Source organism: Agromyces soli (genome assembly GCF_022811605.1).
Taxonomy (GTDB): Bacteria; Actinomycetota; Actinomycetes; order Actinomycetales; family Microbacteriaceae; genus Agromyces; species Agromyces soli.
Window position 1 is genome coordinate 2,096,873 of sequence record NZ_CP094533.1, and the last position, 22,261, is coordinate 2,119,133.

23 protein-coding genes are annotated in these 22,261 nt (G+C 72.0%); 12 read left to right on the top strand and 11 right to left on the bottom strand.

The window, feature by feature from the left end; genetic code table 11:
* Positions 1–220 precede the first annotated feature (220 nt).
* Positions 221–1,636, top strand: coding sequence for a glycan biosynthesis hexose transferase WsfD (gene wsfD / locus MTP13_RS10110; RefSeq protein ID WP_243567608.1), 1,416 nt, complete (start codon positions 221–223; stop codon positions 1,634–1,636).
* A gap of 62 nt (positions 1,637–1,698) precedes the next feature.
* Here the strand turns inward: wsfD and MTP13_RS10115 are convergent, their stop codons facing one another.
* On the bottom strand, positions 1,699–3,447 hold the full coding sequence (locus MTP13_RS10115) for a hypothetical protein (RefSeq protein ID WP_243567610.1): 1,749 nt from the start codon (positions 3,445–3,447) through the stop codon (positions 1,699–1,701).
* Positions 3,448–3,532: 85 nt separating this feature from the next.
* Between MTP13_RS10115 and MTP13_RS10120 the strand changes: the two genes are divergently transcribed.
* On the top strand, positions 3,533–4,585 hold the full coding sequence (locus MTP13_RS10120) for a DMT family transporter (RefSeq protein ID WP_243567612.1): 1,053 nt from the start codon (positions 3,533–3,535) through the stop codon (positions 4,583–4,585).
* A 4-nt stretch (positions 4,586–4,589) separates the two neighbouring features.
* Here the strand turns inward: MTP13_RS10120 and MTP13_RS10125 are convergent, their stop codons facing one another.
* Positions 4,590–5,138, bottom strand: a complete 549-nt coding sequence (locus MTP13_RS10125; RefSeq protein ID WP_243567613.1) for a nitroreductase family protein — start codon at positions 5,136–5,138, stop codon at positions 4,590–4,592.
* A 2-nt stretch (positions 5,139–5,140) separates the two neighbouring features.
* Positions 5,141–5,542 carry a peptide-methionine (R)-S-oxide reductase MsrB gene (gene msrB, locus MTP13_RS10130; RefSeq protein ID WP_189083854.1) on the bottom strand — a complete coding sequence of 134 codons (402 nt, stop codon included), beginning with the start codon at positions 5,540–5,542 and terminating at the stop codon, positions 5,141–5,143.
* A gap of 269 nt (positions 5,543–5,811) precedes the next feature.
* Here msrB and MTP13_RS10135 point away from each other — a divergent pair, with 269 nt between their 5' ends.
* From MTP13_RS10135 to groL, 4 genes are all read left to right on the top strand, one after another.
* The gene (locus tag MTP13_RS10135; RefSeq protein WP_243567615.1) at positions 5,812–6,102 is read left to right on the top strand and encodes a DUF3263 domain-containing protein; all 291 of its coding nucleotides are present in this window, start codon (positions 5,812–5,814) and stop codon (positions 6,100–6,102) included.
* Between the two features lie 28 nt (positions 6,103–6,130).
* Positions 6,131–6,676 carry a LytR C-terminal domain-containing protein gene (locus MTP13_RS10140; protein WP_243567616.1) on the top strand — a complete coding sequence of 182 codons (546 nt, stop codon included), beginning with the start codon at positions 6,131–6,133 and terminating at the stop codon, positions 6,674–6,676.
* Between the two features lie 147 nt (positions 6,677–6,823).
* Positions 6,824–7,027, top strand: a complete 204-nt coding sequence (locus MTP13_RS10145; protein ID WP_243567617.1) for a cold-shock protein — start codon at positions 6,824–6,826, stop codon at positions 7,025–7,027.
* 191 nt (positions 7,028–7,218) lie between these two features.
* Positions 7,219–8,838: a chaperonin GroEL gene (groL, locus tag MTP13_RS10150; protein WP_189083858.1), complete on the top strand. Its 1,620-nt coding sequence runs from the start codon at positions 7,219–7,221 to the stop codon at positions 8,836–8,838.
* A gap of 126 nt (positions 8,839–8,964) precedes the next feature.
* Here groL and MTP13_RS10155 read toward each other — a convergent pair whose 3' ends face one another.
* The 3 genes from MTP13_RS10155 to MTP13_RS10165 form a co-directional block, all read right to left on the bottom strand.
* Entirely contained in the window at positions 8,965–9,255 is a 291-nt protein-coding gene (locus tag MTP13_RS10155; protein ID WP_243567619.1) for a WXG100 family type VII secretion target, read from the bottom strand.
* 172 nt (positions 9,256–9,427) lie between these two features.
* Positions 9,428–11,212 (bottom strand): sensor histidine kinase, encoded by a 1,785-nt coding sequence (locus MTP13_RS10160; protein WP_243567620.1) that lies wholly within the window; start codon positions 11,210–11,212, stop codon positions 9,428–9,430.
* Positions 11,213–11,253: 41 nt separating this feature from the next.
* Positions 11,254–11,946, bottom strand: a complete 693-nt coding sequence (locus MTP13_RS10165; RefSeq protein ID WP_022894322.1) for a response regulator transcription factor — start codon at positions 11,944–11,946, stop codon at positions 11,254–11,256.
* Between the two features lie 76 nt (positions 11,947–12,022).
* On the opposite strand from MTP13_RS10165, the gene folP reads away from it, so the two are divergent.
* Positions 12,023–12,958 carry a dihydropteroate synthase gene (gene folP / locus MTP13_RS10170; RefSeq protein ID WP_243567621.1) on the top strand — a complete coding sequence of 312 codons (936 nt, stop codon included), beginning with the start codon at positions 12,023–12,025 and terminating at the stop codon, positions 12,956–12,958.
* The gene (locus MTP13_RS10175) at positions 12,955–13,677 is read left to right on the top strand and encodes a pyrimidine reductase family protein (RefSeq protein ID WP_243567622.1); all 723 of its coding nucleotides are present in this window, start codon (positions 12,955–12,957) and stop codon (positions 13,675–13,677) included. Before folP ends, MTP13_RS10175 begins: the two co-directional genes overlap by 4 nt.
* A gap of 120 nt (positions 13,678–13,797) precedes the next feature.
* On the opposite strand, the gene MTP13_RS10180 is transcribed toward MTP13_RS10175, so the two are convergent.
* Genes MTP13_RS10180 through MTP13_RS10190 form a run of 3 tightly spaced genes read right to left on the bottom strand, consistent with a single transcriptional unit; the run spans position 13,798 to position 17,651 of the window.
* Positions 13,798–15,444 (bottom strand): DNA repair helicase XPB, encoded by a 1,647-nt coding sequence (locus MTP13_RS10180; RefSeq protein ID WP_243567623.1) that lies wholly within the window; start codon positions 15,442–15,444, stop codon positions 13,798–13,800.
* A gap of 57 nt (positions 15,445–15,501) precedes the next feature.
* Positions 15,502–17,370 carry a helicase-associated domain-containing protein gene (locus tag MTP13_RS10185; RefSeq protein WP_243567625.1) on the bottom strand — a complete coding sequence of 623 codons (1,869 nt, stop codon included), beginning with the start codon at positions 17,368–17,370 and terminating at the stop codon, positions 15,502–15,504.
* 8 nt (positions 17,371–17,378) lie between these two features.
* Positions 17,379–17,651 (bottom strand): hypothetical protein, encoded by a 273-nt coding sequence (locus tag MTP13_RS10190; protein ID WP_243567626.1) that lies wholly within the window; start codon positions 17,649–17,651, stop codon positions 17,379–17,381.
* A 107-nt stretch (positions 17,652–17,758) separates the two neighbouring features.
* Between MTP13_RS10190 and MTP13_RS10195 the strand changes: the two genes are divergently transcribed.
* Positions 17,759–18,139: a cold-shock protein gene (locus MTP13_RS10195; protein WP_243567627.1), complete on the top strand. Its 381-nt coding sequence runs from the start codon at positions 17,759–17,761 to the stop codon at positions 18,137–18,139.
* A complete protein-coding gene (locus MTP13_RS10200) occupies positions 18,132–18,878 on the top strand; it encodes a DUF3027 domain-containing protein (protein WP_243567628.1) in 747 nt (248 codons plus the stop codon). The genes MTP13_RS10195 and MTP13_RS10200 overlap by 8 nt, the downstream gene beginning before the upstream one ends.
* Here the strand turns inward: MTP13_RS10200 and MTP13_RS10205 are convergent.
* Both MTP13_RS10205 and serC read right to left on the bottom strand, forming a co-directional pair.
* Positions 18,860–19,111, bottom strand: coding sequence for a DUF2530 domain-containing protein (locus MTP13_RS10205; protein ID WP_243567630.1), 252 nt, complete (start codon positions 19,109–19,111; stop codon positions 18,860–18,862). The two genes, MTP13_RS10200 and MTP13_RS10205, sit on opposite strands and share 19 nt — an antisense overlap.
* A gap of 1 nt (position 19,112) precedes the next feature.
* Positions 19,113–20,228, bottom strand: coding sequence for a phosphoserine transaminase (gene serC / locus MTP13_RS10210; RefSeq protein ID WP_243567632.1), 1,116 nt, complete (start codon positions 20,226–20,228; stop codon positions 19,113–19,115).
* Between the two features lie 74 nt (positions 20,229–20,302).
* On the opposite strand from serC, the gene MTP13_RS10215 reads away from it, so the two are divergent.
* Positions 20,303–20,995 (top strand): iron-dependent transcriptional repressor DtxR, encoded by a 693-nt coding sequence (locus MTP13_RS10215; RefSeq protein WP_243567634.1) that lies wholly within the window; start codon positions 20,303–20,305, stop codon positions 20,993–20,995.
* A 326-nt stretch (positions 20,996–21,321) separates the two neighbouring features.
* On the top strand, positions 21,322–22,152 hold the full coding sequence (locus MTP13_RS10220; RefSeq protein WP_243567636.1) for a C40 family peptidase: 831 nt from the start codon (positions 21,322–21,324) through the stop codon (positions 22,150–22,152).
* Positions 22,153–22,261 lie beyond the last annotated feature (109 nt).

Genomic DNA, 22,261 nt, shown 5'->3' on the forward strand with positions numbered 1-22,261 from the left:
GCCGCTGCATTGACGAGCAGGACCGCCAGTCGTACGTTGAGACCGGAGTCCCCGGAGGCGTCGGGTGCCGGGCGATTCCAGTGCCACCCGCGAACCGTCGCGGGCGGTTCGGTTCACCCGAGAGTGAATGATGGGTACTCGTCGGCTCGCCGCGCTCACCGCGAACCCTGCGATCCCGTGGCGGAGCTCGCTGGTCATCGCGTCGGCGGGCGTCGCGCTCGTGATCCTGCGGCTGCTGTGGCCAGTCGCATCGGGCCTCGCCGACAACGGCGACGGTCCCCGGTACATCTGTCAGCTCGGCTTCGTTCCCGCGGATTCCGACGAGCCGCGCTACTGGGACCACCCGATCATGCAATGGGTGTGGTCGCCCTCGGGCGGTCGCGGCTCGGACTGGTGCGGCGCATACCCGTCGAGTCATGTCTGGATCCTCCGGATCGCAGCGATGGTGACGGCAGCGACGGGGGCGCCGGATCACCTCGACCTGCGCTGGGTGATCCTCGGGTACGCGGTTCTGGTCGGGCTGCTCACCGGGGCGGTCGCGTTCCTCATCGCCCGGGGCCTGGCTGCACGCGTCCTGATCGCCGGAGCCTTTCTCTCGGTCATGTCGGACCCCGCCTTCGCAGGCTACGCGGGCAGCATCCTCGGGGAGCTCCCCGGTATCGTCGGCATCTCCCTGATCGCGGTCGGGGCCGTGTTCGCGGGCACCTGCGGGAGCAAACGGCTCGCGGGGCTCGCCGCGGTCGCCGCAGGTTCGGTCCTCGCCCTCACGTCGAAGCCTCAAGCGGCCACCCTCGTCCTCCCGATCGCGGCGTTCCTGCTGACCACCGCGATTCAGCCGGCGCCGGACGCCGGTCCTGCGCCGCCTGGTGGCGCGCTTCGCCAGGGCTTCGCCCACCGAGTTCTGTCGGTCGCGATCTCAGCCGTCCTGCTGGTCCCGGCCGGGTGGGTGCTGGCGAAGAACCCGGATGACATCCAGACGATCAACCCGTGGGAACTGATCTCGGTGGGCATCCTCGGCCACAGTGACGACCCGGCGGCCGACCTGCGCGAGATGGGCTTCCCCGGAGAGCTCGCCGAGTATGCCGGTGACTCCGTCTGGACCGATGACAGCATCCTCCATACCCCGGCGTGGGACGAGAACGCGCACCTCATGACGTACGGGACGGTCGCGACGTTCCTCCTGGCGCATCCGGATCGCGCGGTCGGGATCGCCGATCGGGCGGCGAGGGACTACTTCGCAACTCGCCCCGACTACTTGGGGAACTATCCGGTGGCAGCCGGTCGCGCCCCGGGCGAGCTGGCGTTCTCGCCCCTCGCGACGCTCGCCCGCCCCGTCGCCGGGGGCGGGCTCGCCCTCCTGATCGCCCTGTGGACCGCCATCGTCGCCATCAACGCCGCGCGCATCCGCCGCAGTCCGCGCGGCAGCGCCGGCCGGGCCTTCGCGACGGCCGCGCTCCTCATGGTCGGGATCGCCGTCGTCCAGTTCTTCACGGCGGCGTTCGGTGAGGCGATCGAGAACACCAAGCACCTCGTCTTCGCCATTCTCGCGGGCTTCCTCGCCGCAGTCCTCACCGCCGGCAGCTGTCTCGCCGACCCACGGCGTCACGGCGCGCGCGAACCAGGAACCGGTTCGTGATCCCGCGAGCCGTCGGCCTTGCCGCGCGCGAGACGGGTCGCGGCGCAGGGATGGCCCGGGAACTACGTGGTGAGCCTGAGGATCTCGAGCATGCTGATCCGAGCGGGACTGATCCCGGCGGCCTTCAGCGAACCGTTCTGCTTCGCGATCCGCCACGCCGCGTTGTCGCGGACGTCGACGTACGCCTGGCGCACGTCGGGGTCGGAGATGAGCCCGAGCGCATCCTCCGCGCGGGCCATCACGTGGTCGGCGTTCAACGGGCCGTGCAGGCCGAGCTCACGGGCGATCGAGAGCGACAGCATCGACGGTCCATCGACCACGTCGTCGGGGTGACCGTGCACCTCGTACCCGTCGACGGCGCCGATCCGCCCGCCGAGCGCCGCGAGCCGCTCGTCCACGTAGCCGGGGGACAGGTTCCGACGCGGGTCGTCGTACTCGTGAGCGGCCACCTCCGGCGCGAGGAGGATTCCGTGGTCGGCGATCCCTGCTGGGGAGCCTCGGAACCCGTCCTCGTACGGAAGATGACCGAGTTGCGCCAGCCGGAGCTGCATGACCGGGTGCACGCCGGTCATGTGCACTCCGATGTGACCGGCCGCGCCGTGGATGCCGTTCCGGTAGCCGAGGTAGTAGAGCTCGCTGGCGTTCCCTGCGGTCGGGACCGCGCCGACGCTGTCGGCGGCCTTGGCGAGCTGGGCGCTCAGCGCATCGTGCACTGCGCCGCCCGGAGCCGCGGTGTCGGCGAGGGCGTGGAGCGGGCGCCACCCCCAGTTTCCCTTGTGGATCTCGGCACCGATGCCGGTGAGCCCGAAGGTGCGCGCGTGCCAGCGCGCGGTCCGGACCGGGCCGTACCCGTCGTAGACGCCGAGCAGGTTCGCCGCCCAGTGCGAATACTCGTCCTCCGCGTCGGCCGGCAACGGAGCGCCGAACGCCGTGGGGGCGACATCGAACTGCCGCGCGAGGCTGTTCGCGACTCTCACATCGGCCTCGCTCGCCGGGCCGTTGTCGACGATGCGCACGCGGTAGGCGTCGTTCGTCCCCGTGGCCACGATCCCGGCCAGCACGAGCCGGGAATCATACCCGCCGGAGAGGCTCAGGGTGGCGGACCACCCGGGCACCGCAGCGAGGGTCGCGACGGTGCGCGCGACATCGGCCGCGCCCTGGCGGACGACCTCGACGTAGTCGAGCCCGTCGCTCGCCACCCGATCCGCCACCGGGGCGCCGGTCAGCGACCAGCGCAGTCCTCGAACGTCGAGGCTGAGGCCGCGCGCCGCGGGAACGTACGACACCTCGTTCAGGATCGTCTCGGGGGAGATCTGCTGTCCGGCCACCGCATTCTTGGCGGTGCGGGCGACGAGGACCTCGGCGTTCGCAGTGACCCGCGCACCGACCGCACGTCGCAGCGAGGCGAGGACCAGGAGCGAGTCGGATGCGGCGGCGATGCCGGGGGCCGCGGTATGCATCAGTCGGGCCGAGCCGAAGACGTCCCGTTCGAGCTCGAGGCGCTGCGCGCCCCACTCGGCGGCCAGATACTCGCCGGCATGGTCGCCTGATGAGCTCCTCACGGCGTCCGGCGAGGCGAGCCAGCCGTCGACCCCGAACACCAGTGCATTGTGGTCGGGGGCGATCGCGGTCCCGCGGAAGAAGCGACCGGGTCGCGTCGAGCGGCGGGCATCCTTGCTGACGATGATGAGCCGGCGCCGAAGGCCGAGTCGCACGCGGACGACATCGCTCGCGGCCGCGTGCCGGTCGAGCCAGGCGTTCACGGACCGGGAAGCGCTCGGATCGTGAACCAGGAAGACGTAGTTCGACACTCGGCGAGCATAACGGTGCCCTACCGTGGGATGCGTCCGACCGTGGTCAGGTGGGCATGGATCGAGAGGACGCTGGGTGCGGCAGATGACGGGTGAGCAGGACACGGCGAGGGACGCGGGGGCCGAGGAGCGTTCCGGCGCAGGACCGGCCGTCGCGCCTGCCGAGCACCAGCACCTCGAGCGCGGTCAGCTGCCCATGGCGCTCGCGCTCGTCGTCGCGGTCGCCGCGGGCGGGCTCACCGCGGTGCAGTCGCGCATCAACGGCGAGTTCGCCCGCGTGGTCGGCGACCCGTACACGGCCGCGGCGATCTCATTCGGCAGCGGGCTCGTGATCCTCTCGCTCGCGCTGTGCGTGTGGCGGCCCGGCCGCGTCGGACTCGGCCGGGTGCGGGAGGCGCTCGCGGATCGGCGGCTCGCCTGGTGGATGCTGCTCGGCGGACTCGCCGGAGCGTGGTTCGTGACGACGCAGGGACTCTCCGCCGCGACGCTCGGGGTGGCGCTGTTCACCGTGGCGATCGTCGCCGGGCAGACCGTCGGCGGCATCCTGTTCGACCTCATCGGCCTGGGGCCGGGCGGACGTCGCCGTCTGACGCCCACCCGCGTGCTCGGCGCCGTCCTCGCGCTCGGGGCGATCGCGTGGGCCGTCTCGGCGCAGCTCGCGCACGACGTGCCCCTCCTGCTCCTGCTCCTGCCGTTCACCGCCGGCGTCGGCGTCGGCTGGCAGCAGGCGGTGAACGGGCGGGTCAAGCAGGCCGCGGGAAGCGCGCTGACGGCCACCTTCGGCAACTTCCTGGGCGGCACGATCGCGCTCGTGGTCGCGGCCGTCGTGCACGGTGCGATCGCGGGGTTCCCGGCGCTGCCCGGCACGTGGTGGCTCTACGTCGGCGGAGCGCTCGGCTGCCTCTTCATCGGGGCGCAGGCGGCCGTCGTCCGCACGATCGGCGTGCTCCTGCTCGCCCTCTGCGGGGTGGCGGGGCAGCTCGCCGCAGCCCTCGCGCTCGACCTGCTGCTGCCGACGGCCGAGCGGCCGCTGGAGTTCGCCACCGTCGGCGGCACCGTGCTGGCGCTCGTCGCCGTGCTCGTCGCGAGCATCCGCTGGTCGAGGCACGCGCACGCGGCGAAGACCGGCGGCGCGTAAGAGCTCAGCCGCGCGACTCGAAGCGCTCGGCGACGGCGGGGTCGCGCCGTTCGGGCCGGGGCTCCTCCGGGCGACCGCCGACGTACAGCCAGCCGAGCAGGAGCTCCCCGTCGGCGAGCCCGTGGAACTCGGCCACGGCCGCATCGCGGGTGTACGGCCCGGAGCGCCACATGACGCCCCAGCCCGCGTCGTCGAGCAGCAGGCTCAGCACGTGGGCGACGCCGGACGCGACGGCCTCCTGCTCCCAGGCGTGCACCTTGAAGTGCGGGCGGGTCGCGGCGACGACCGCGACGAGGAGCGGCGCGCGCAGTGGCTTCGCGGCGACCTTCTCGGGGTCGGCGCCCCGGGCGGACGCCGCTTCGCCGAGTGCCCGGCCGAGCCCTGCCCGGGCGTCGCCGCGGAGGGCGATCACCCGCCAGGGCGCGAGGGAGCCGTGGTCGGCCACCCGGCCGGCGGCCTCGAGCAGCTCGAGCAGCTCGGCGTCGTCGGGCGCGCGCTCGGTCACCTTGGGGGAGGAGCGGCGCCGGAGCGCCGCCTCCCTCGCCGAAGCCACGCTCAGGATTCCGGCGTGAAGTCGAGCGCGATCGAGTTCATGCAGTAGCGATCACCGGTCGGGGTGCCGAAGCCGTCGGGGAAGACGTGCCCCAGGTGGGAGCCGCAGCTCGCGCACCGCACCTCGGTGCGGACCATGCCGAGGCTCGTGTCCTCGATCAGCTCGACCGCCTCGGGCCGGACGGACTCGTAGAAGCTCGGCCATCCACAGCCGGAGTCGAACTTCGTGCCGCTCTTGAACAGCTCGGCGCCGCACGCGGCGCACTGGTAGACCCCGGCGCGGTGCTCGTCGAGCAGCTCGCCGGTCCACGGACGCTCGGTCGCCGCCTCGCGCAGCACCGAGTACTGCTCGGCGTCGAGCTCCTGGCGCCACTGCTCGTCGCTCTTGTCGACCCGATAGCTCATTCTCGGAATCCTCTCGATTCGTTCCGCGCCGGGCGGACCCGCGAGCCGGGGGTAGCTCGCGCGATCGCCGCCAGCTCCATCGTGGCAGGCTCGGCGCGCCGGTCAAACCCGGCATCGTCATACAACGTGCGCGGCTCCGGCCCTGTTCCCGACGCCTCGAGTGCCGCTGGATGCCGAACACACGCCGTGCGCGCGGCGTCCTCTCGGCGGCCCGAGCCTAGGATGTGCTTCGAGGCGCGCACCGCGCGGCGGGAGCTGGAGGCGAGACGATGGGCGCAAGCGGCACGACGGGCGCGGACGCGGCGCTCGACGACCGCTCCGTGCGCATCCTCGCCTTCGAGGCGCGGTCCTGGCCCGATGCCGACGCCAAGAGCGAGGCCATCCGCCACGAGCTCGGGCTGAGCGGCGCCAGGTACTACCGACTCCTCAGCGGCATCCTCGAGCAGCCGGCCGCGCTGCGACACGATCCGCTCCTCGTGAACCGCCTCCTGCGCCTCCGCGACGCCCGCGTCGCAGCACGGGCGCTCCGGACTCCCACGCCCGGCCGGGCGCTCGACTGAGCGCGGCCCCGACGATCGAACTGGACCCATGGCGCAGAACTTTCCCCGCGACCGATTCGACAGCTTGCCGAACGGCATCGACCGCGTCGGCGCCCACCGTGCTCCCGAGCGGCGCGGCCGCGGATGGCTCGCCTTCGGCATCGCCGCGCTGGTGACGCTCGTCCTCGTCGCGGCGGGGATCATCGGCCTCATGGTCTTCAACGGGCGTCTCGACTTCGCCGAGCCCTCGGCGCCGCCCCAGTCGGACCAGCCGGTGGAGACCGCCGTGCCGACCGTCGCTCCGGACGTCCCGGTGCTCGTGCTGAACGGCACGGACGCGAGCGGCCTCGCCGCGACGGCCTCCGAGGCGCTGCAGGCCGCCGGCGTGCCCGTGTCCTCGGCGGCGAACGCGAGCGAGGACACCATCGAGACGACGATCGTCTACTACGCGAGCGAGGAGCTCGAGGGCGCGGCGCGCGGGGTGCTCGGCGCGCTCGGGGTCGGCGACGTCGGACTCGATCCCTCCATCGCGGAGACCGGCGGCACGATCACCGTCGTCCTCGGCGCGGACTACGCGGCGGCGAACGGCGGCTGACGGGCGAGCAGCGGCGGAAGCGGAGAATCGTTGCCATTCTGCGACCATTCCCGCCGCTCAGGCTCTTGCGCCCGCCCGCCGGCTCTGTGAGCATGCTGAGCCGACGCGCAACTCTGCCGTCGTTCGAGTGCGAATCTGGGAGTGAGCATGGCGAACGGAACCGTCAAGTGGTTCAACGCTGAGAAGGGGTACGGCTTCATCACGGTCGACGGAGGTGGGCAGGACGTCTTCGTCCACTACTCCGCGATCGACATGAGCGGGTACAAGGTGCTCGAGGAGGGCCAGCAGGTCGCCTTCGAGCTCGGGACCGGCTCGAAGGGCCCGCAGGCCGAATCGGTCCGCGCCGTCTGAGTCGCGAGCGTTCCAGAGCGCGCTCCCGGTCGGCGGGGGCGCGTTCTGTCGTGTCCGCCCGGTGCGGCGTCGGCGGCGGCCCGCTCGCCTTGCACTCTCGAACGCAGAGTGCCAGAATCGTCTTAGCACTCAGTCGTTTCGAGTGCTAACCACCATTCTTTTGACGTCCGTGAAGGGACGAGAGGAAACTCATGGCAAAGATCATCGCTTTCGACGAGGAAGCCCGTCGTGGGCTCGAGCGCGGCCTGAACACGCTCGCCGACGCGGTCAAGGTCACCCTCGGCCCGCGCGGCCGCAACGTCGTCCTCGAGAAGAAGTGGGGCGCCCCCACGATCACGAACGACGGCGTCTCGATCGCCAAGGAGATCGAGCTCGACGACCCGTACGAGAAGATCGGTGCGGAGCTCGTCAAGGAGGTCGCGAAGAAGACCGACGACGTCGCCGGTGACGGCACGACCACCTCGGTCGTCCTCGCCCAGGCGCTCGTGCGCGAGGGCCTCCGCAACGTCGCCGCCGGCGCCGACCCCATCTCGCTGAAGCGCGGCATCGAGAAGGCCGTCTCGGCCGTCTCGGAGGAGCTCCTCGCCGCCGCGAAGGAGATCGAGACCAAGGACGAGATCGCCGCCACCGCGTCGATCTCCGCCGCCGACCCCCAGATCGGCGAGATCATCGCCGAGGCGATCGACAAGGTCGGCAAGGAGGGCGTCGTCACCGTCGAGGAGTCGAACACCTTCGGCACCGAGCTCGAGTTGACCGAGGGCATGCGCTTCGACAAGGGCTACCTGTCGGCGTACTTCGTCACCGACCCCGAGCGCCAGGAAGCGGTTTTCGAGGACCCGTACATCCTCATCGCGAACAGCAAGGTCTCGAACATCAAGGACCTGCTGCCCATCGTCGACAAGGTGATCCAGACCGGCAAGCAGCTGCTCATCATCGCCGAGGACGTCGACGGCGAGGCGCTCGCGACCCTGATCGTCAACAAGGTCCGCGGCATCTTCAAGTCGGTCGCCGTCAAGGCCCCCGGCTTCGGCGACCGCCGCAAGGCGCAGCTGCAGGACATCGCCATCCTCACCGGTGGCCAGGTCATCAGCGAGGAGCTCGGCCTCAAGCTCGAGAACGTCACGCTCGACCTGCTCGGTCAGGCGCGCAAGGTCGTCATCACCAAGGACGAGACGACCATTGTCGAGGGTGCGGGCGACGCCGAGCAGATCGCCGGCCGCGTCGCGCAGATCCGCCAGGAGATCGAGAACACCGACTCCGACTACGACCGCGAGAAGCTCCAGGAGCGCCTCGCCAAGCTCGCCGGCGGCGTCGCCGTCATCAAGGCGGGTGCGGCGACCGAGGTCGAGCTCAAGGAGCGCAAGCACCGCATCGAGGACGCCGTCCGCAACGCGAAGGCGGCCGTCGAGGAGGGCATCGTCGCCGGTGGTGGCGTCGCCCTCATCCAGGCCGGCAAGGCGGCGTTCGAGAAGCTCGAGCTCGTCGGCGACGAGGCGACCGGCGCGAACATCGTCAAGGTCGCGATCGAGGCGCCGCTCAAGCAGATCGCCCTCAACGCGGGCCTCGAGCCGGGCGTCGTCGCGAACAAGGTCTCGGAGCTCCCCGCGGGTCACGGTCTCAACGCCGCGACCGGCGAGTACGGCGACCTGCTCGCCCAGGGCATCATCGACCCCGCCAAGGTGACCCGCTCGGCGCTGCAGAACGCCGCGTCGATCGCCGGCCTCTTCCTCACGACCGAGGCCGTCGTCGCCGACAAGCCCGAGAAGTCGGCCGCTCCGGTCGCCGACCCGACGGGTGGCATGGACTTCTAGTCCGCACGCGGGCGCTCGCTGCGAGCGCACCGCACCGGGGTGCCAGCATCCCGCAGAGCGCGAAGGGCGCCTCCGTTCCGGAGGCGCCCTTCGTCGTTCCCGCTCGCGCCGCAGCGCGCCTCCGGCTCAGCGCAGGAACAGCCGGGTGTTCGCCTGCTCGGCCTCCGCGTAGGCGGTGCCGGCGTGCGCGAGCGCCTGTCGCAGGGCGCCGAGGTTCGCCTCGACCTGCTGCTGGGTGGCGCGCCAGTCGGCGACCGCACCCTGGAAGGCGGCCGACGCCGCCCCGCTCCACACCGACTGCAGGCCGGCGAGCTGGCCCATCAACGCGCCCACCTCGCCCTGCAGACGATCGATCGTGCCCTGCACCACGTGCGTGGCGCCGAGCACCTGGCCGCTGTCGACGGCGTAACTGGTCATCGTGCTCCCTCCGGTCGGGCGCCGGCGGCGGGATGCCGTCGGACGCGATTCGACGGTAGGCGTGCCGGCGTTGCTCAGGAGCGCCATGCGGGGAAGCAGTGGATTCCCGCGCGGCGAGCGTCGCGGGGGAGGAGGAGCGAGGAGCCGGCCCCGTTCCCGTCAGGTGCCGCGGTCAGGGCGCGCCGACGCGCTGCGGTGCCGCCGCCGAGTCGGCGAGCGGCAGCGAGACACGGAAGGTGGCGCCGCCGCCCGGCGTCTCGACGACGTCGACGGAGCCGTTGTGCGCGGCGACGATCGAGGACACGATCGCGAGCCCGAGGCCCGTGCCGCCCGTCTCGCGCGCTCGCGAGGTGTCGGCGCGCCAGAAGCGCTGGAAGATCTTCTCCCGGATCTGCGGAGGAATGCCCTCGCCGTGGTCGACGACCTCGAGCATGGCGCGTTCGGCGCCGGCATCCAGGCTCACCCGGATCTCGATCGGCGAGTCGTCGGCGGTGAAGCGCATGGCGTTGCCCATGAGGTTCGTGATGACCTGGCGCAGCTTGTTCTCCTCGGCGAGCACGATCGCGCGCTGCACGGGGGCGGGGGTGCCGGAGCCGATGGGCACGGGCACGGTCGGCGCCGGGTCGACGACCGCCTCGCGGTCACTCGCGCCGGCGTCGAGCTGGCGCCGGCGCTGCGCCTCGCGCGTCTCGCGGGCGGGCTGCTTGGCCGCCGGACGGCGGGCCGGCTGGGAGAGCCGCCGGCCTCGGAGCCGCGCGAGCGTCGCGCCGGCGAACGCGATCGGTCCCGTGGCCCGCAGGTTCGGCGAGTCGAGGTCGACCGCCAGCTCGGCGGGCTCCTCGCCCGGCTCGTCGCCGTTCGCCTCGGGGGCGATCACGGTGACGGTGCGCGCGGGCGCCGCCGCCATGGCGTCGAGGGCGGCGTCGCGCGCGAGCGGGACGAGGTCGACCTCGCTCAGCGTGAGCGGCTTCGCCTCGTCGAGGCGGGCGAGCGCGAGAAGGTCCTCGACGAGGAGGCCCATGCGGATGGCCTCCTTCTCGATGCGGTCCATCGCCTGGCCGACGTCTTCCGGCGTCTGCAGTGCGCCCATGCGGTAGAGCTCTGCGTAGCCGCGGACGGAGACGAGCGGAGTGCGCAGCTCGTGCGAGGCATCCCCGACGAAGCGGCGCATCTGGTCGATGGTGCGTGCCCGGTCGCGGAAGGCCCGGTCGATGCGGTTCAGCATCGTGTTGAGCGAGCGGTTCAGCCGGCCGACCTCGGTGTTCGGGGTCGCACCGTCGAGGCGCTGGCTGAAGTCGCCGTCGGCGATCGCCGCGGCGGTGCGCTCGACCTCTCGCAGCGGGGTGAACGTCGAGGTCACGAGCATGCGGGTGAGCAGGGCGCCGACGATGACGACGCCGAGGCCGAAGCCGAGGAAGATCGTGAGGTAGGCGGCGAGGAGCCGCTCGGTCTCGGCGGTCGAGACCGCGATGACGATCGGCATGAAACTGCCGTGCGTGTCGATGAGCGCGGTCACCGCGCGGAAGGTCTGGTCGCCGTGCTGGTCCGGCAACGGCAGCACGACGTAGCCGTTGGCGTTCATCTCGTTGACCTTGGCGATGCTGAGCTGCGAGGGGAACAGCGGCACCTCGTCGCGGGGCCGCCCCTGCCAGTTGTGCGCCAGGAAGTCGCCGGTCTCGGGATCGTACTTCGCGACGAACACGTCGTCGGACGGGCGCACGTCGAGGCCGTCGGCGCTCGAGTCGCCGTCCTCGCCGTAGAAGTAGCGCGAGACCACGTCGCCGGAGGCGATCGTGCGCAGTCGGCTCTCGAGCTGCTGCTCGGCGTAGCTGCGCAGCATCGCGGCCGTGCCGATGCCCGAGACCAGGAGCCCGAGGGTGAGCATCAGCACCGTCACGCCCGTGATCTTCGTGCGCAGCGAGATGCGGTTCCACCGCTCGAAGATCGTCTGGTTCATGGCACGACGAGCCTACGCCGACGAGCCTGGCCGAGCGCTGATCACGGCTTGGAGCTCTTCAGCATGTAGCCGAAGCCGCGCTTGGTCTGGATGAGCGGCTCGGCCGAGTGCTGATCGAGCTTGCGGCGCAGGTAGGAGATGTAGCTCTCGACGATGCCGGCGTCGCCGTTGAAGTCGTACTCCCACACGTGGTCGAGGATCTGCGCCTTCGAGAGCACCCGGTTCGGGTTCAGCATGAGGTAGCGCAGCAGCTTGAACTCGGTGGGGGAGAGCTCGACCGGCACGTCGCCGACGAGGACCTCGTGCGTGTCCTGGTCCATGGTGAGCTCGCCGGTGCGGATGACCGCGTCCTCCTCGGCGTGCATGGTGCGGCGGAGGATCGCCTTGATGCGGGCGACGATCTCGTCGAGGGAGAAGGGCTTCGTCACGTAGTCGTCGCCGCCGACGGTGAGGCCGGTGATCTTGTCCTCCGTGTCGTCCTTCGCGGTGAGGAACAGGATGGGGGCGGTGTAGCCGGCGGAGCGCAGGCGCTTGGTGACGCCGAAGCCGTTCATGTCGGGCAGCATGACGTCGAGGATGATGAGGTCGGGCTCTTCTTCGAGCACGGCGGAGATGGTCTGGGCGCCGTTGCCGACCGCCCGGACGGCGAAGCCGGCGAAGCGCAGGCTCGTGGTCAGCAGGTCGCGGATGTTGGGCTCGTCGTCGACGATGAGAATTCGGGGTCCGTCGCTCATGGCGACATTCTCTTAGCGTTCGCTGGAAGCTGCCTGGGAGTCAGTTGCGCGCTCGTGCCGGGCTACGATTCGGGGTATGGCTGCCCCCTCGACTCGAGCGATCGGCTGGGTCGAGCCCCAGTACCGCCACCCCGTGCGCCGCATCGCCGGGCGCGACGTCGACTACCGGCGCGAGATCCAGGTCATGGCGGTCGTGAACCGCACCCCCGACTCGTTCTACGACCGCGGTGCGACGTTCGGGCTCGACGCGGCGGTCGACGCCGGCCGCCGCGCGATCGCCGCCGGCGCCGCGTGGATCGACATCGGCGGCGCGAAGTTCGGGCCCGGCCCCGCCATCCCGATCGCCGAGGAGATCGACCGCGTCGTGCCCGTCGTCGAGGCGCTCCGCGACGACGGCGCCGCGCTCTCCGTCGACACCTTCCACGGCGAGGTCGCACGGGCGGCGATCGCCGCGGGTGCGCACGTCATCAACGACACCACCGGCATCCACGATCCCGCGCTCGCCGAAGCGGTCGCGGCCTCCGACGCGACCCTCGTCATCACCCACAGCCGTGCGGAGCCCCGGCAGTGGTTCCCGAGGCCGGAGTACGCCGACGTGGTCGACGAGGTCCGGGCCTTCCTCGAGCAGCGCGTCGCGCTCGCCGTCTCGCTCGGGGTGCCCGAGGATCGGATCGTGCTCGACCCCGGGCACGATCTGAACAAGAACACCCGGCACACGCTCGAGCTCACCCGGCGCTTCGGCGAGTTCGCGGGCCTCGGCTTCCCGCTCGTCGCCGCGGTCTCGAACAAGGACTTCATCGGCGAGTCGCTCGACCGCCCGCGCGACGGCCGGCTCGCCGGCTCGATCGCCGCCGCGGTGTTCTGCGCGGCGCAGGGCGCGCGCATCCTGCGCATGCACAACGTGGCCGAGTCGGTCGACGCGGCGCGGATGGTCGAGGCGATCATGGGCTGGCGCGAGCCGGCCTACCTGAAGCACAACCTCGTCGACGGCCCGAACGAGGAGAGCGCATGAGCGACGCACCGGAGGTGACCCGCGCGCAGCTGCTCGACGCCTACGCGCTCCCCGAGCGGACGACGCCCCGGATCCGGATGAACTTCGTGATGAGCCTCGACGGGGCCGTCACCCTGGACGGCCGCAGCGGCGGACTCGGCGATCCCGCAGACCGGCTCGCGATGGGCGTGCTCCGCACGCTCGCCGACGTCGTGCTCGTCGGGGCGGGCACGGTGCGGGCGGAAGGCTACGGCGGGCTCCGGCTGCGCGCCGAGAACCGGGCCTGGCGCCGCGAGCACGGGCTGCCCGATGCGCCCCGCATCGCGATCGTGTCCTCGGCGCTCGAACTCGACCCGGCCGACGACGTCTTCACCGAGGCCGAGGGCCAGCCGCTCGTGCTCACGCACGAGGCATCCGACCCCGCTCGTCGCGCGGCTCTCGCCGGCGTCGCCGAGCTCGTCGACTGCGGAGCCGAGCGGGTGGAACCGGCGCTCGTGCGCGACGCGCTCGCCGAGCGGGGGATGCCGCAGATCCTGTGCGAGGGCGGGCCGCACCTGTTCGGGGCGCTGCTCGACGCCGACCTCGTCGACGAGCTCTGCCTGAGCCTCAGCCCGCTGCTCGTCTCGGGCGGCGCCGGGCGCATCGCGCAGGGCCTCAGCCAGCACGCCCGGCGGATGCGCCTCGTGCACGCGATCCCGGCCGGGGACCTGCTGCTGCTCAGGTACGCCAGGGCACGCTAGCCCCGCGCCCGACAACTCAGGAACACTCGTACTGCATCCGCGGAATCACGCGTCGGACGCACGCGGCGCCGCCGCATATGTGCCAGATGTTCCTGAGTTGCGGGAGGTCGTCCGCCCCGGTCAGGCGGCGGCGTCGAGGGCGTGCGCGTCGAGGATCGTGTACGAGTAGCCCTGCTCGGCGAGGAAGCGCTGCCGGTTCTGGGCGAAGTCCTGATCGACGGTGTCGCGCGCGACGAGCGTGTAGAAGTTCGCCGAGAGCCCGGACTCCTTGGGCCGCAGCAGCCGGCCGAGGCGCTGCGCCTCCTCCTGGCGAGAGCCGTACGAGCCGGACACCTGGATCGCCACGGTCGCCTCGGGCAGGTCGACGGAGAAGTTCGCGACCTTCGACACGACGAGCACGGGCGTGCGGCCGTCGCGGAACTCCTGGAACAGGCGCTCGCGCTCGTCGACCGGCGTGGCGCCCGTGAGCTGCGGGGCGCCGAGCGTCTCGGCGAGTTCGTCGATCTGGTCGAGGTACTGCCCGATGACGAGGATGCGCTCGCCGGCGTGCCGCTCGACGAGCTGCTTCACGACGCCGAGCTTCGCGGGCGCGGTCGCAGCGAGCCGGTAGCGCTCGTCGTCGGCGGATGCCGCGTACGCGAGCCGCTCGGACTGCGGCAGATCGATGCGCACCTCGTAGCAGGCGGCGGGGGAGATGAAGCCCTGCGCCTCGATCTCCTTCCACGGGGCGTCGAAGCGCTTCGGGCCGATCAGGCTGAAGACGTCGCCCTCGCGGCCGTCCTCGCGGACGAGCGTCGCGGTGAGCCCGAGCCGGCGGCGGGCCTGCAGCTCGGCCGTCAGCTTGAACACGGGCGCGGGCAGCAGGTGCACCTCGTCGTACACGATGAGGCCCCAGTCGAGCGCGTCGAGCAGCGAGAGGTGGGCGTACTCGCCCTTCCGCTTGGCGGTGAGGATCTGGTAGGTCGCGATCGTGACGGGCTTGATCTCCTTGGTCTGGCCCGAGTACTCGCCGATCTCCTCGGCGGTGAGGCTCGTGCGGCGCAGCAGCTCGTCGCGCCACTGTCGGGCGGAGACCGTGTTCGTGACGAGGATGAGGGTCGTGGTCTTCGCGGTCGCCATCGCGCCGGCGCCGACGAGGGTCTTGCCGGCGCCGCAGGGGAGCACGACGACGCCGGAGCCGCCGTCGAAGAAGTTGTCGACCGCCTTCTGCTGGTAGTCGCGCAGATGCCAGCCGTTCTCGGCCAGGTCGATGACGTGCGGGGTGCCGGGCGTGTAGCCGGCGAGGTCCTCCGCGGGCCAGCCGAGCTTCACGAGCTCCTGCTTCAGCTGCCCGCGCGCCCAGGGCTCGACGAGGAAGCTCGTGTCGTCGATGCGCTCGCCGATCAGCGGGGCGATGCGCTTCGCGCCGACGACCTCGGTGAGCACCGCGAGGTCGTCGCTGCGCAGGCGCAGCTCGCCGCCGTCGGTGCGATCGATCACGAGCCGACCGTACCGGCCGACGGTCTCGCGCATGTCGACCGAGACGGTCTGCGGCACCGGGAACTTCGCGTAGCGCTCGAGCGTGCCGAGCATGTCGTCGGCGGTGTGCCCCGCGGCTCGCGCGTTCCAGAGGCCGAGCCTCGTGATGCGGTACGTGTGGATGTGCTCGGGGGCGCGCTCGAGCTCCGCGAAGACTGCGAGGTCGTGCCGCGCATCCTCGGCGAGCGGGTTCGCGACCTCGAGCAGCACGGTGCGGTCGCTCTGCACGATGAGGGGGCCGTCTGACATGACCGTCAAGTCTACGCCCGATCCGGCATGCCGCGGCGCCTTCGCGGGATCCGGCGCTCAGAACTCGGGCGCCGGGGCGACCGAGGCGATGGCGGAGATCGGCAGCGTGCGCTCGATGTCGGCCTTGCGGTCGCGTGCGCGCAGCCGGCCGTTCGCGACGCTCGCCGGCGCAAGGAGATAGTCGGCGGTCTGCCCGCCGGGCATCCGCACCGTCACGGTCAGCGTCTCCTTCGCCCGCGCCGCGGCCTCGAGCTGCCGGGCGAGCCACGCCTGCTCGGTCGCCGGGCCGTCGCTCGGCGCGGCGAGCAGCACGTCGAGGAGCTTGCCGACCGGATCGCCGGCCGGGGCTGGGGTCGGCGTCGGGGCGAGGCGGTGCCGCTGCAGGCGGAGGATGCGTCCGTCCGCGTCCTCCGCGGCGACCGGGTACCTGGCGTCGGAGAGGGCCCAGAACACGACGTCCGGCGCGAACCTCGACAGCAGCCGGTGCGGGCCGGTGCGCCGCAGCCCGATCGCGCTCAGCGACTGGTCGACCTCGAGCGTGCCGATCAGCTGCTCGTCGTCGGAGCGCACCGAGCTCTTCGCCGGCGCGTCGCCGTCGTCGGCGACGGAGACCCGCACTGCGCCGAAGCGCGCCGCCGCCTCGGCGACGAGGTACTCGAGGGGCTGCGGGATGCCGGTGAGCGAGAGCGCGCCGAGGAACTCGCGGATCGAGTCCGCGGTCTCGCCGGCCGCGAGACCGCGGTTCACGGACGCCGCGGTGACCCGGTAGCTGGAGGCGAGGTCGCGGCCCTCGACGTCGGCGAATCCCCGCAGCCTGGCGTCGAGCGCCGGCTCGAGCGGCCCAGGGGAGACGATCGTGAGGTCGTGCTGCACGTACACCCGGTCGACCTGCGCCGGGAAGTGCGCGCCGAGCAGGGCGGCCGCTTCGTCGAGCCGCCCGCCGAGCACGAGTCGGCCCGGTTCGACGGGCTCGCCGGCGACGGCGAGGCCGAGAGCTTCCGCCTCGCCCGCGAGCCTCGCGAGGCCCGCGTCGAGCCAGTCGCCGCCGACGGGGTAGAGCCAGCGCACGTCCTCCCGGAAGGCTGCTGCGGAGAGCGTCTCACTGCGTCGGGTGACGAGTTCGCGGAGGGCGGCGGGCACCCGCTCGCGCCAGCACTCTGCGAGGGCGGCCCACCGCTCCGCCGGTCCGGAGAGCGACCAGGCCGCGCCGGCGTCGGACTCGAGCCAGTACGCGCCGTCGCGCACGACCAGGCCGGCTTCGACGGCGCGGCCGAACAGGCGCGGCACCTCGTCGAGCGCGACCCCGGCGACCTCGGCGAGGCGGCGCGCGTCGGGCAGGGCGAGGCCGCCCTTCGCGAGCTCCCTCGCGGGCTGGGCGCCGAGGGCTGCGAGTAGTTCGGCGGTGGCGGCGACGGTCGCGTGCGCCTGCTCGGATGCGCGTCGTGCCAGCAGCGAGCGGTCGACCTCGTCGACGGCGTGCAGCACCGGGGGCGCCGGGGCGAGGAGCGCCTCGACGCTCGGCAGCTCGTCGCCGAGGTGCGGCACGAGTCGGGCCGTGATCGCGGCCGGGACGTGCAGGGCGCCTGCTGGGCCGCCCTCCGCATCGACGACGAGCAGTCGCGCGCGCAGCCCGGCCAGGAGCGTCGGCAGTCCGCTCTGGAACTCCGCGGAGGCGCCGAGTTCGGCGACGCGGTCGGCGAGCGACTGCTCGTCGAGCTGATGCTCGGCGCTCGCGAGCACGGCGAGCACTGCGAGGTGCGGCCGATCGAGGCGACCGATGACGTGGTCGAGCGAGTCCTGGTGCAGGAGCGCCTCGGCCAGGTCGAAGAGGTCGGCGATGCCGTCGGTCGAGAACTCGCGGAGGGCGAGCGCGTCGCGCAGCTCGTCGCGGCCCATGCCCCGGAGCTGTGCGGCGAGCTGCAGCATAGGCCCGCTCAGCTCCCGGTTCGCGCCTCGCGCGAGCGGCGCACGGCGTTGACGATGAGGAGGACCACGAGCAGGAGGAAGCCGAGCGGCAGCCCGACGACGGGGATGAAGAAGACGACCGGCCAGACGCCGCGACTGAAGCCGTCGCCGGCTCCGGCCCCGGCGGCGGTGGCGATCAGCACGGCGAAGATGCACAGCACCGACAGTCCGACCGAGCCGGCGACCATGAAGGCGAGGACGCGCTCGAGGCGGTTCTCTGAGGTGGGGCGATCGGTGCTCACCCTCCCAGGATAGCCAGGGCGAGCCGAGTGCGTCGGCCGCAACTAGACTGGGGACCCGAGGGCGACGCGTTCCGGCGCGCCCGCATGGACACGAGCGAGGTCACGCGATGCCCAGCGGCAAGGTCAAGTTCTACGACGAGGAGAAGGGGTTCGGCTTCATCAGCGGCGATGACGGCCAGGAGGTCTTCCTGCACGCCTCCGCGCTCCCCGACGGGGCCGTCGTCCGGGCCGGATCGAAGGTCGAGTACGGCATCGCCGACGGCAAGCGCGGGCCGCAGGCACTCTCGGTGCGCGTCCTCGAGACGCCGCCGAGCCTCGCCCGGATCAACCGCCGCTCGGCCGACGACATGGCGGTTGTGGTCGAAGACCTGGTGAAGTGGCTCGACGCGGCGGGCAGCGACCTGCGCCGCGGCCGCTACCCCGACAAGGCGCGCGGCCGGCAGATCGCGACGCTGCTGCGGAAGGTGGCTGACGAGCTGGATGCCTGAGTCGACTGGAGCCGAAACCGGGCCGACCGAGGCCGGACCCGAGGCGAACGAAGCCGAACTCGCGCCGGTCGAGTCGACCGTCGCCGAGGAGCCGAACGCCCCCGAGCAGCCGACCGACGCCGAGGAGCCGGCGTTCGTCGCAGACGAGGTGCTGCTCGCCTCCGCCGCGCTCGCCCAGCGGGCGCTGCTCGAGGTCACCCCGCCCGAGACGGTCGGCTCCGTCGTCGGGCACATCGTCGAGGGCGAGCACGTGCTGTCGCTGCTCTTCGCGGCCGACCTCGCCGGGTACCCGGGCTGGCACTGGAGCGTGACGATCGCCCGGGTCGAGGACGCCGAGCCGACCGTGCTCGAGACCGAGCTCATGCCGGGCGAGCGCGCCCTGCTCGCCCCGGAGTGGGTGCCGTGGTCCGAGCGGCTCGCCGAGTACCGGGCCGCGCAGACCGCCGCGGCCGAGGCGGCCGCACTGGCCGGTGACGAGCCCGGGACCGAGCTCGACGACGAGGACTTCGAGGACGACGACCCGGACGACGACGACTCGGACGACGACGACTCGGACGACGACGGCTTCGACGATCACGACGATCACGACGACGCCTTCGACGGCATCGAGATCGATGCGCTCGGCGAGGAGCCCGGCGACGACTCGGACGATGATGATGACGACGACTCCGACGACGAATCGGACGACGACGACTCGTCAGGCGACGACGACTCCGCGGATCACGACGAGCGCGACTGACGCCGCCTGAGCAGCTGCACGGCGACGATGCCGGCGACGCCCAGGCCGGCGCCGATCAGCGTCGTCGGCACCAGCAGCGCGCTCGCGCGTGCGTCGATCGTGCCGCCGAGAGCCAGCACGACGCCGAGGGCGACGAGCCAGCCGACCGTGCCGACGAGCAGCGCCTTCCGCGCGTCGGCACGGGCCGGCGCGGGGTCGGGGCGCCGCTCCTGCTCCGGCAGCCAGAGCCGCATGTCAGCCCAGCTCTCCGAGCACGTAGTCGATCGCCGAGGTGAGCGCGCGGACGTCGTCGGGCTCGATGGCGGTGAACGTCGCGATGCGCAGCTGGTTGCGGCCGAGCTTGCGGTAGGGCTCGGTGTCGACGATGCCGTTCGCGCGGAGCGCCTTCGAGACGGCCGAGGCATCCGTCGACTCGTCGAAGTCGATCGTGACGACGACCTGCGAGCGATCGGCCGCGTCGGCGACGAACGGGGTCGCGACCGGCGAGGCCGCGGCCCAGTCGTAGAGCACCGACGACGATTCGCGGGTGCGCGCGTCGGCCCAGGCGAGGCCGCCTGAGGCGTTCATCCAGTCGATCTGGTTCTCCATGAGCAGCAGCGTCGCGAGCGCGGGCGTGTTCAGCGTCTGGTTGAGCCGCGAGTTGTCGACCGCGTTCTTCAGCGAGAGGAACTCGGGGATGTACCGATCGCTCGCGGCGATCCGCTCGACCCGCTCGATGGCGGCGGGGGAGAGGATGGCGAACCAGAGGCCGCCGTCGGCGGCGAAGTTCTTCTGCGGAGCGAAGTAGTAGACGTCGAACTCGTTCGGGTCGACGGCGATGCCGCCCGCAGCGCTCGTGGCGTCGATGACGGTGAGTGCGCCCGCGTCGCCGGTGACCCGGCGGACCGGGGCCTGCACGCCGGTCGAGGTCTCGTTCTGCGGCCACGCGTAGACGTCGACGCCGGCGACGGCCTCGGCGCGGGCGCTCGTTCCGGGGGCGGCGGTGCGCACGTCGGGGGCTTCGAGCCAGGGGGCGGCGGCGGCCTTGGCGAACTTCGCGCCGAACTCGCCGAAGGCGGCCAGCTGCGCGCGGCGCTCGATGAGCGAGACGGCGGCGGCGTCCCAGAAGGCGGTCGAGCCGCCGTTGCCGAGCACGACCTCGTAGCCGTCGGGCAGCGAGAACAGCTCGGAGAGGCCCGAACGGACGCGGCCGACGAGGTCCTTCACGGGGGCCTGGCGGTGGGAGGTGCCGAGGATGGCCGGGCCGAACTCGGCGAGATGGGCGAGCTGCTCGGGCCGCACCTTCGACGGGCCGCAGCCGAATCGACCGTCGGCGGGCAGCAGTTCAGCGGGGATCACGAGGCTCGGCATGCCGATGAGTCTATCGATGGCGGCGGGCCCACTAGGCTGGAAGGCGGGCTGTGACGACACGGGGAGGAAGCAGCGTGACCGACCTCATCGACACGACGGAGATGTACCTCCGCACGATCCTCGATCTCGAGGAGGAGAACATCGTGCCGCTGCGCGCTCGCATCTCCGAGCGCCTCGGCCACTCCGGCCCGACCGTCTCGCAGACCGTGGCCCGCATGGAGCGCGACGGGCTCGTCGTCGTCTCCGGCGACCGGCACCTCGAGCTCACGCCGGAGGGCCGCAGCAAGGCGGTGCACGTCATGCGCAAGCACCGGCTCGCCGAGCGCCTCCTCTCCGACGTCATCGGCCTCGAGTGGGAGTACGTCCACGACGAGGCCTGCCGCTGGGAGCACGTCATGAGCGAGCAGGTCGAGCGCCGGCTCATCGAGCTCCTCGGCCAGCCCACCGAGTCGCCCTACGGCAACCCGATCCCCGGTCTCGAGGAGCTCGGCGTCCCCGCCGCGGCGCCCTTCATGACCGGGGTCCGCAACCTCGTGCAGGCCCTCGGCGACACGACGGAGCCCATTCGCGGCGTCGTCCGCCGACTGGGCGAGCCCGTGCAGTTCGACCCCGAGCTGCTCGCCCAGTTCAAGCAGGCCGGCATCATGCCCGGGGCGACGGCGACGTTCAGCGTCAACGGCGGCTACGTGCTCGTGCAGGTAGACGATGTCGACGGCGGGCTCGAGCTTCCGGTCGAGGTCGCTGCGCACCTCTTCATCGGCGACTGAGTTCATCGACGGCGGAGCTCCTCGCCGACTGAGTTCATCGGCCGCGGAGTGCGTCGGTCGCTGAGCGGACGCGTCGGCGGGGCTCGGCCCGCGGAGTTCCGCGGCCTGAGCTTGGGATCCGCTGTGAGTCCGCGTCCGTCGTGACCGGAATGTGACATCCGCGGAGCCCTCGCGTATTCTCGTTCGAGTCCGCCGGCGAGAAGCCAGACGGCGGACCCGAGATCGAGACGCCCCCGACGTCCACCGCTCGATCCTGAAACCCGTGAAGCGCTCCGGCGCAGCCAGGTGGAACGCCGCTTCCGGCCGTGGGCGACGGAGGTAGTGTTTTGGCTCGTTCCCCCAAGCGTCGTCTTCCCGGCGGTCGCGTCAGCAAAGCCGCGACCAAGGCCATCGTGCAGGCGAAGACCAGGGCAGAGGATTCCGAGTCGGCCATCGCGCCGGTCTCGACGATCTCCACCCGGCGGTTCCGCCGCGGCGGTGTCGCGAACCTGGTCGTCATGACGATCTCGGCCGGCATCGTCGGCACGCTCGCGATCCCCGCCTACGCGTTCACCCCGGGCAGTGAAGACCCGGAGTTCGCCACGAGCGCCAGCGCGGCCCTCACCAAGGCCGACCCCCAGTCGGTCGCCGTCGACGCGGATGCCTCGGCCGCCCCGGTCTCCCAGGACACCCTCGCGGTCACGACCGGTGCGTCGATCCGCGAGGCGGCCGAAGCCGAGGCCGCCCGCCAGGCCGCGCAGGCCGAGATGGCGTCCTACGCCGCGTCCTACGACGGGCCGTCGGTGGGCGAGCTGCTCGCCAGCCCGCCGTACCCGAACTTCGACCTCGCGAGCGTCTACGACGTCGCGACGCAGTACATCGGCGTGCCGTACGTCTACGGCGGCGCGACGCCCGCGGGCTTCGACTGCTCCGGCTTCGTCATGTACGTGTACGCCCAGTTCGGCGTCTCCATGCCGCACTCCTCGTCCGGTCAGGGCGCGATGGGCACCCCGATCTCCGAAGGCGACGCCGTGCCGGGCGACCTCGTCATCATGTCCGGCCATGACGGCTTCTACGCCGGCGGCGGCATGATCCTGCACGCGCCGTACGAGGGCGCCTCGGTGCGCGTGCAGCCCATCTGGACGAGCGACTACTCGATCGTCCGCATCGGCATCTGAGATGAACATCGGGTGACCGCCCGAGGGAAACGGCGCGCCGGAGTCATCCTGCGCGCCGTTTCCTGTCGTACCCTGGAGGCCTGACGAACCGAACCGAACGGGGAGGCCG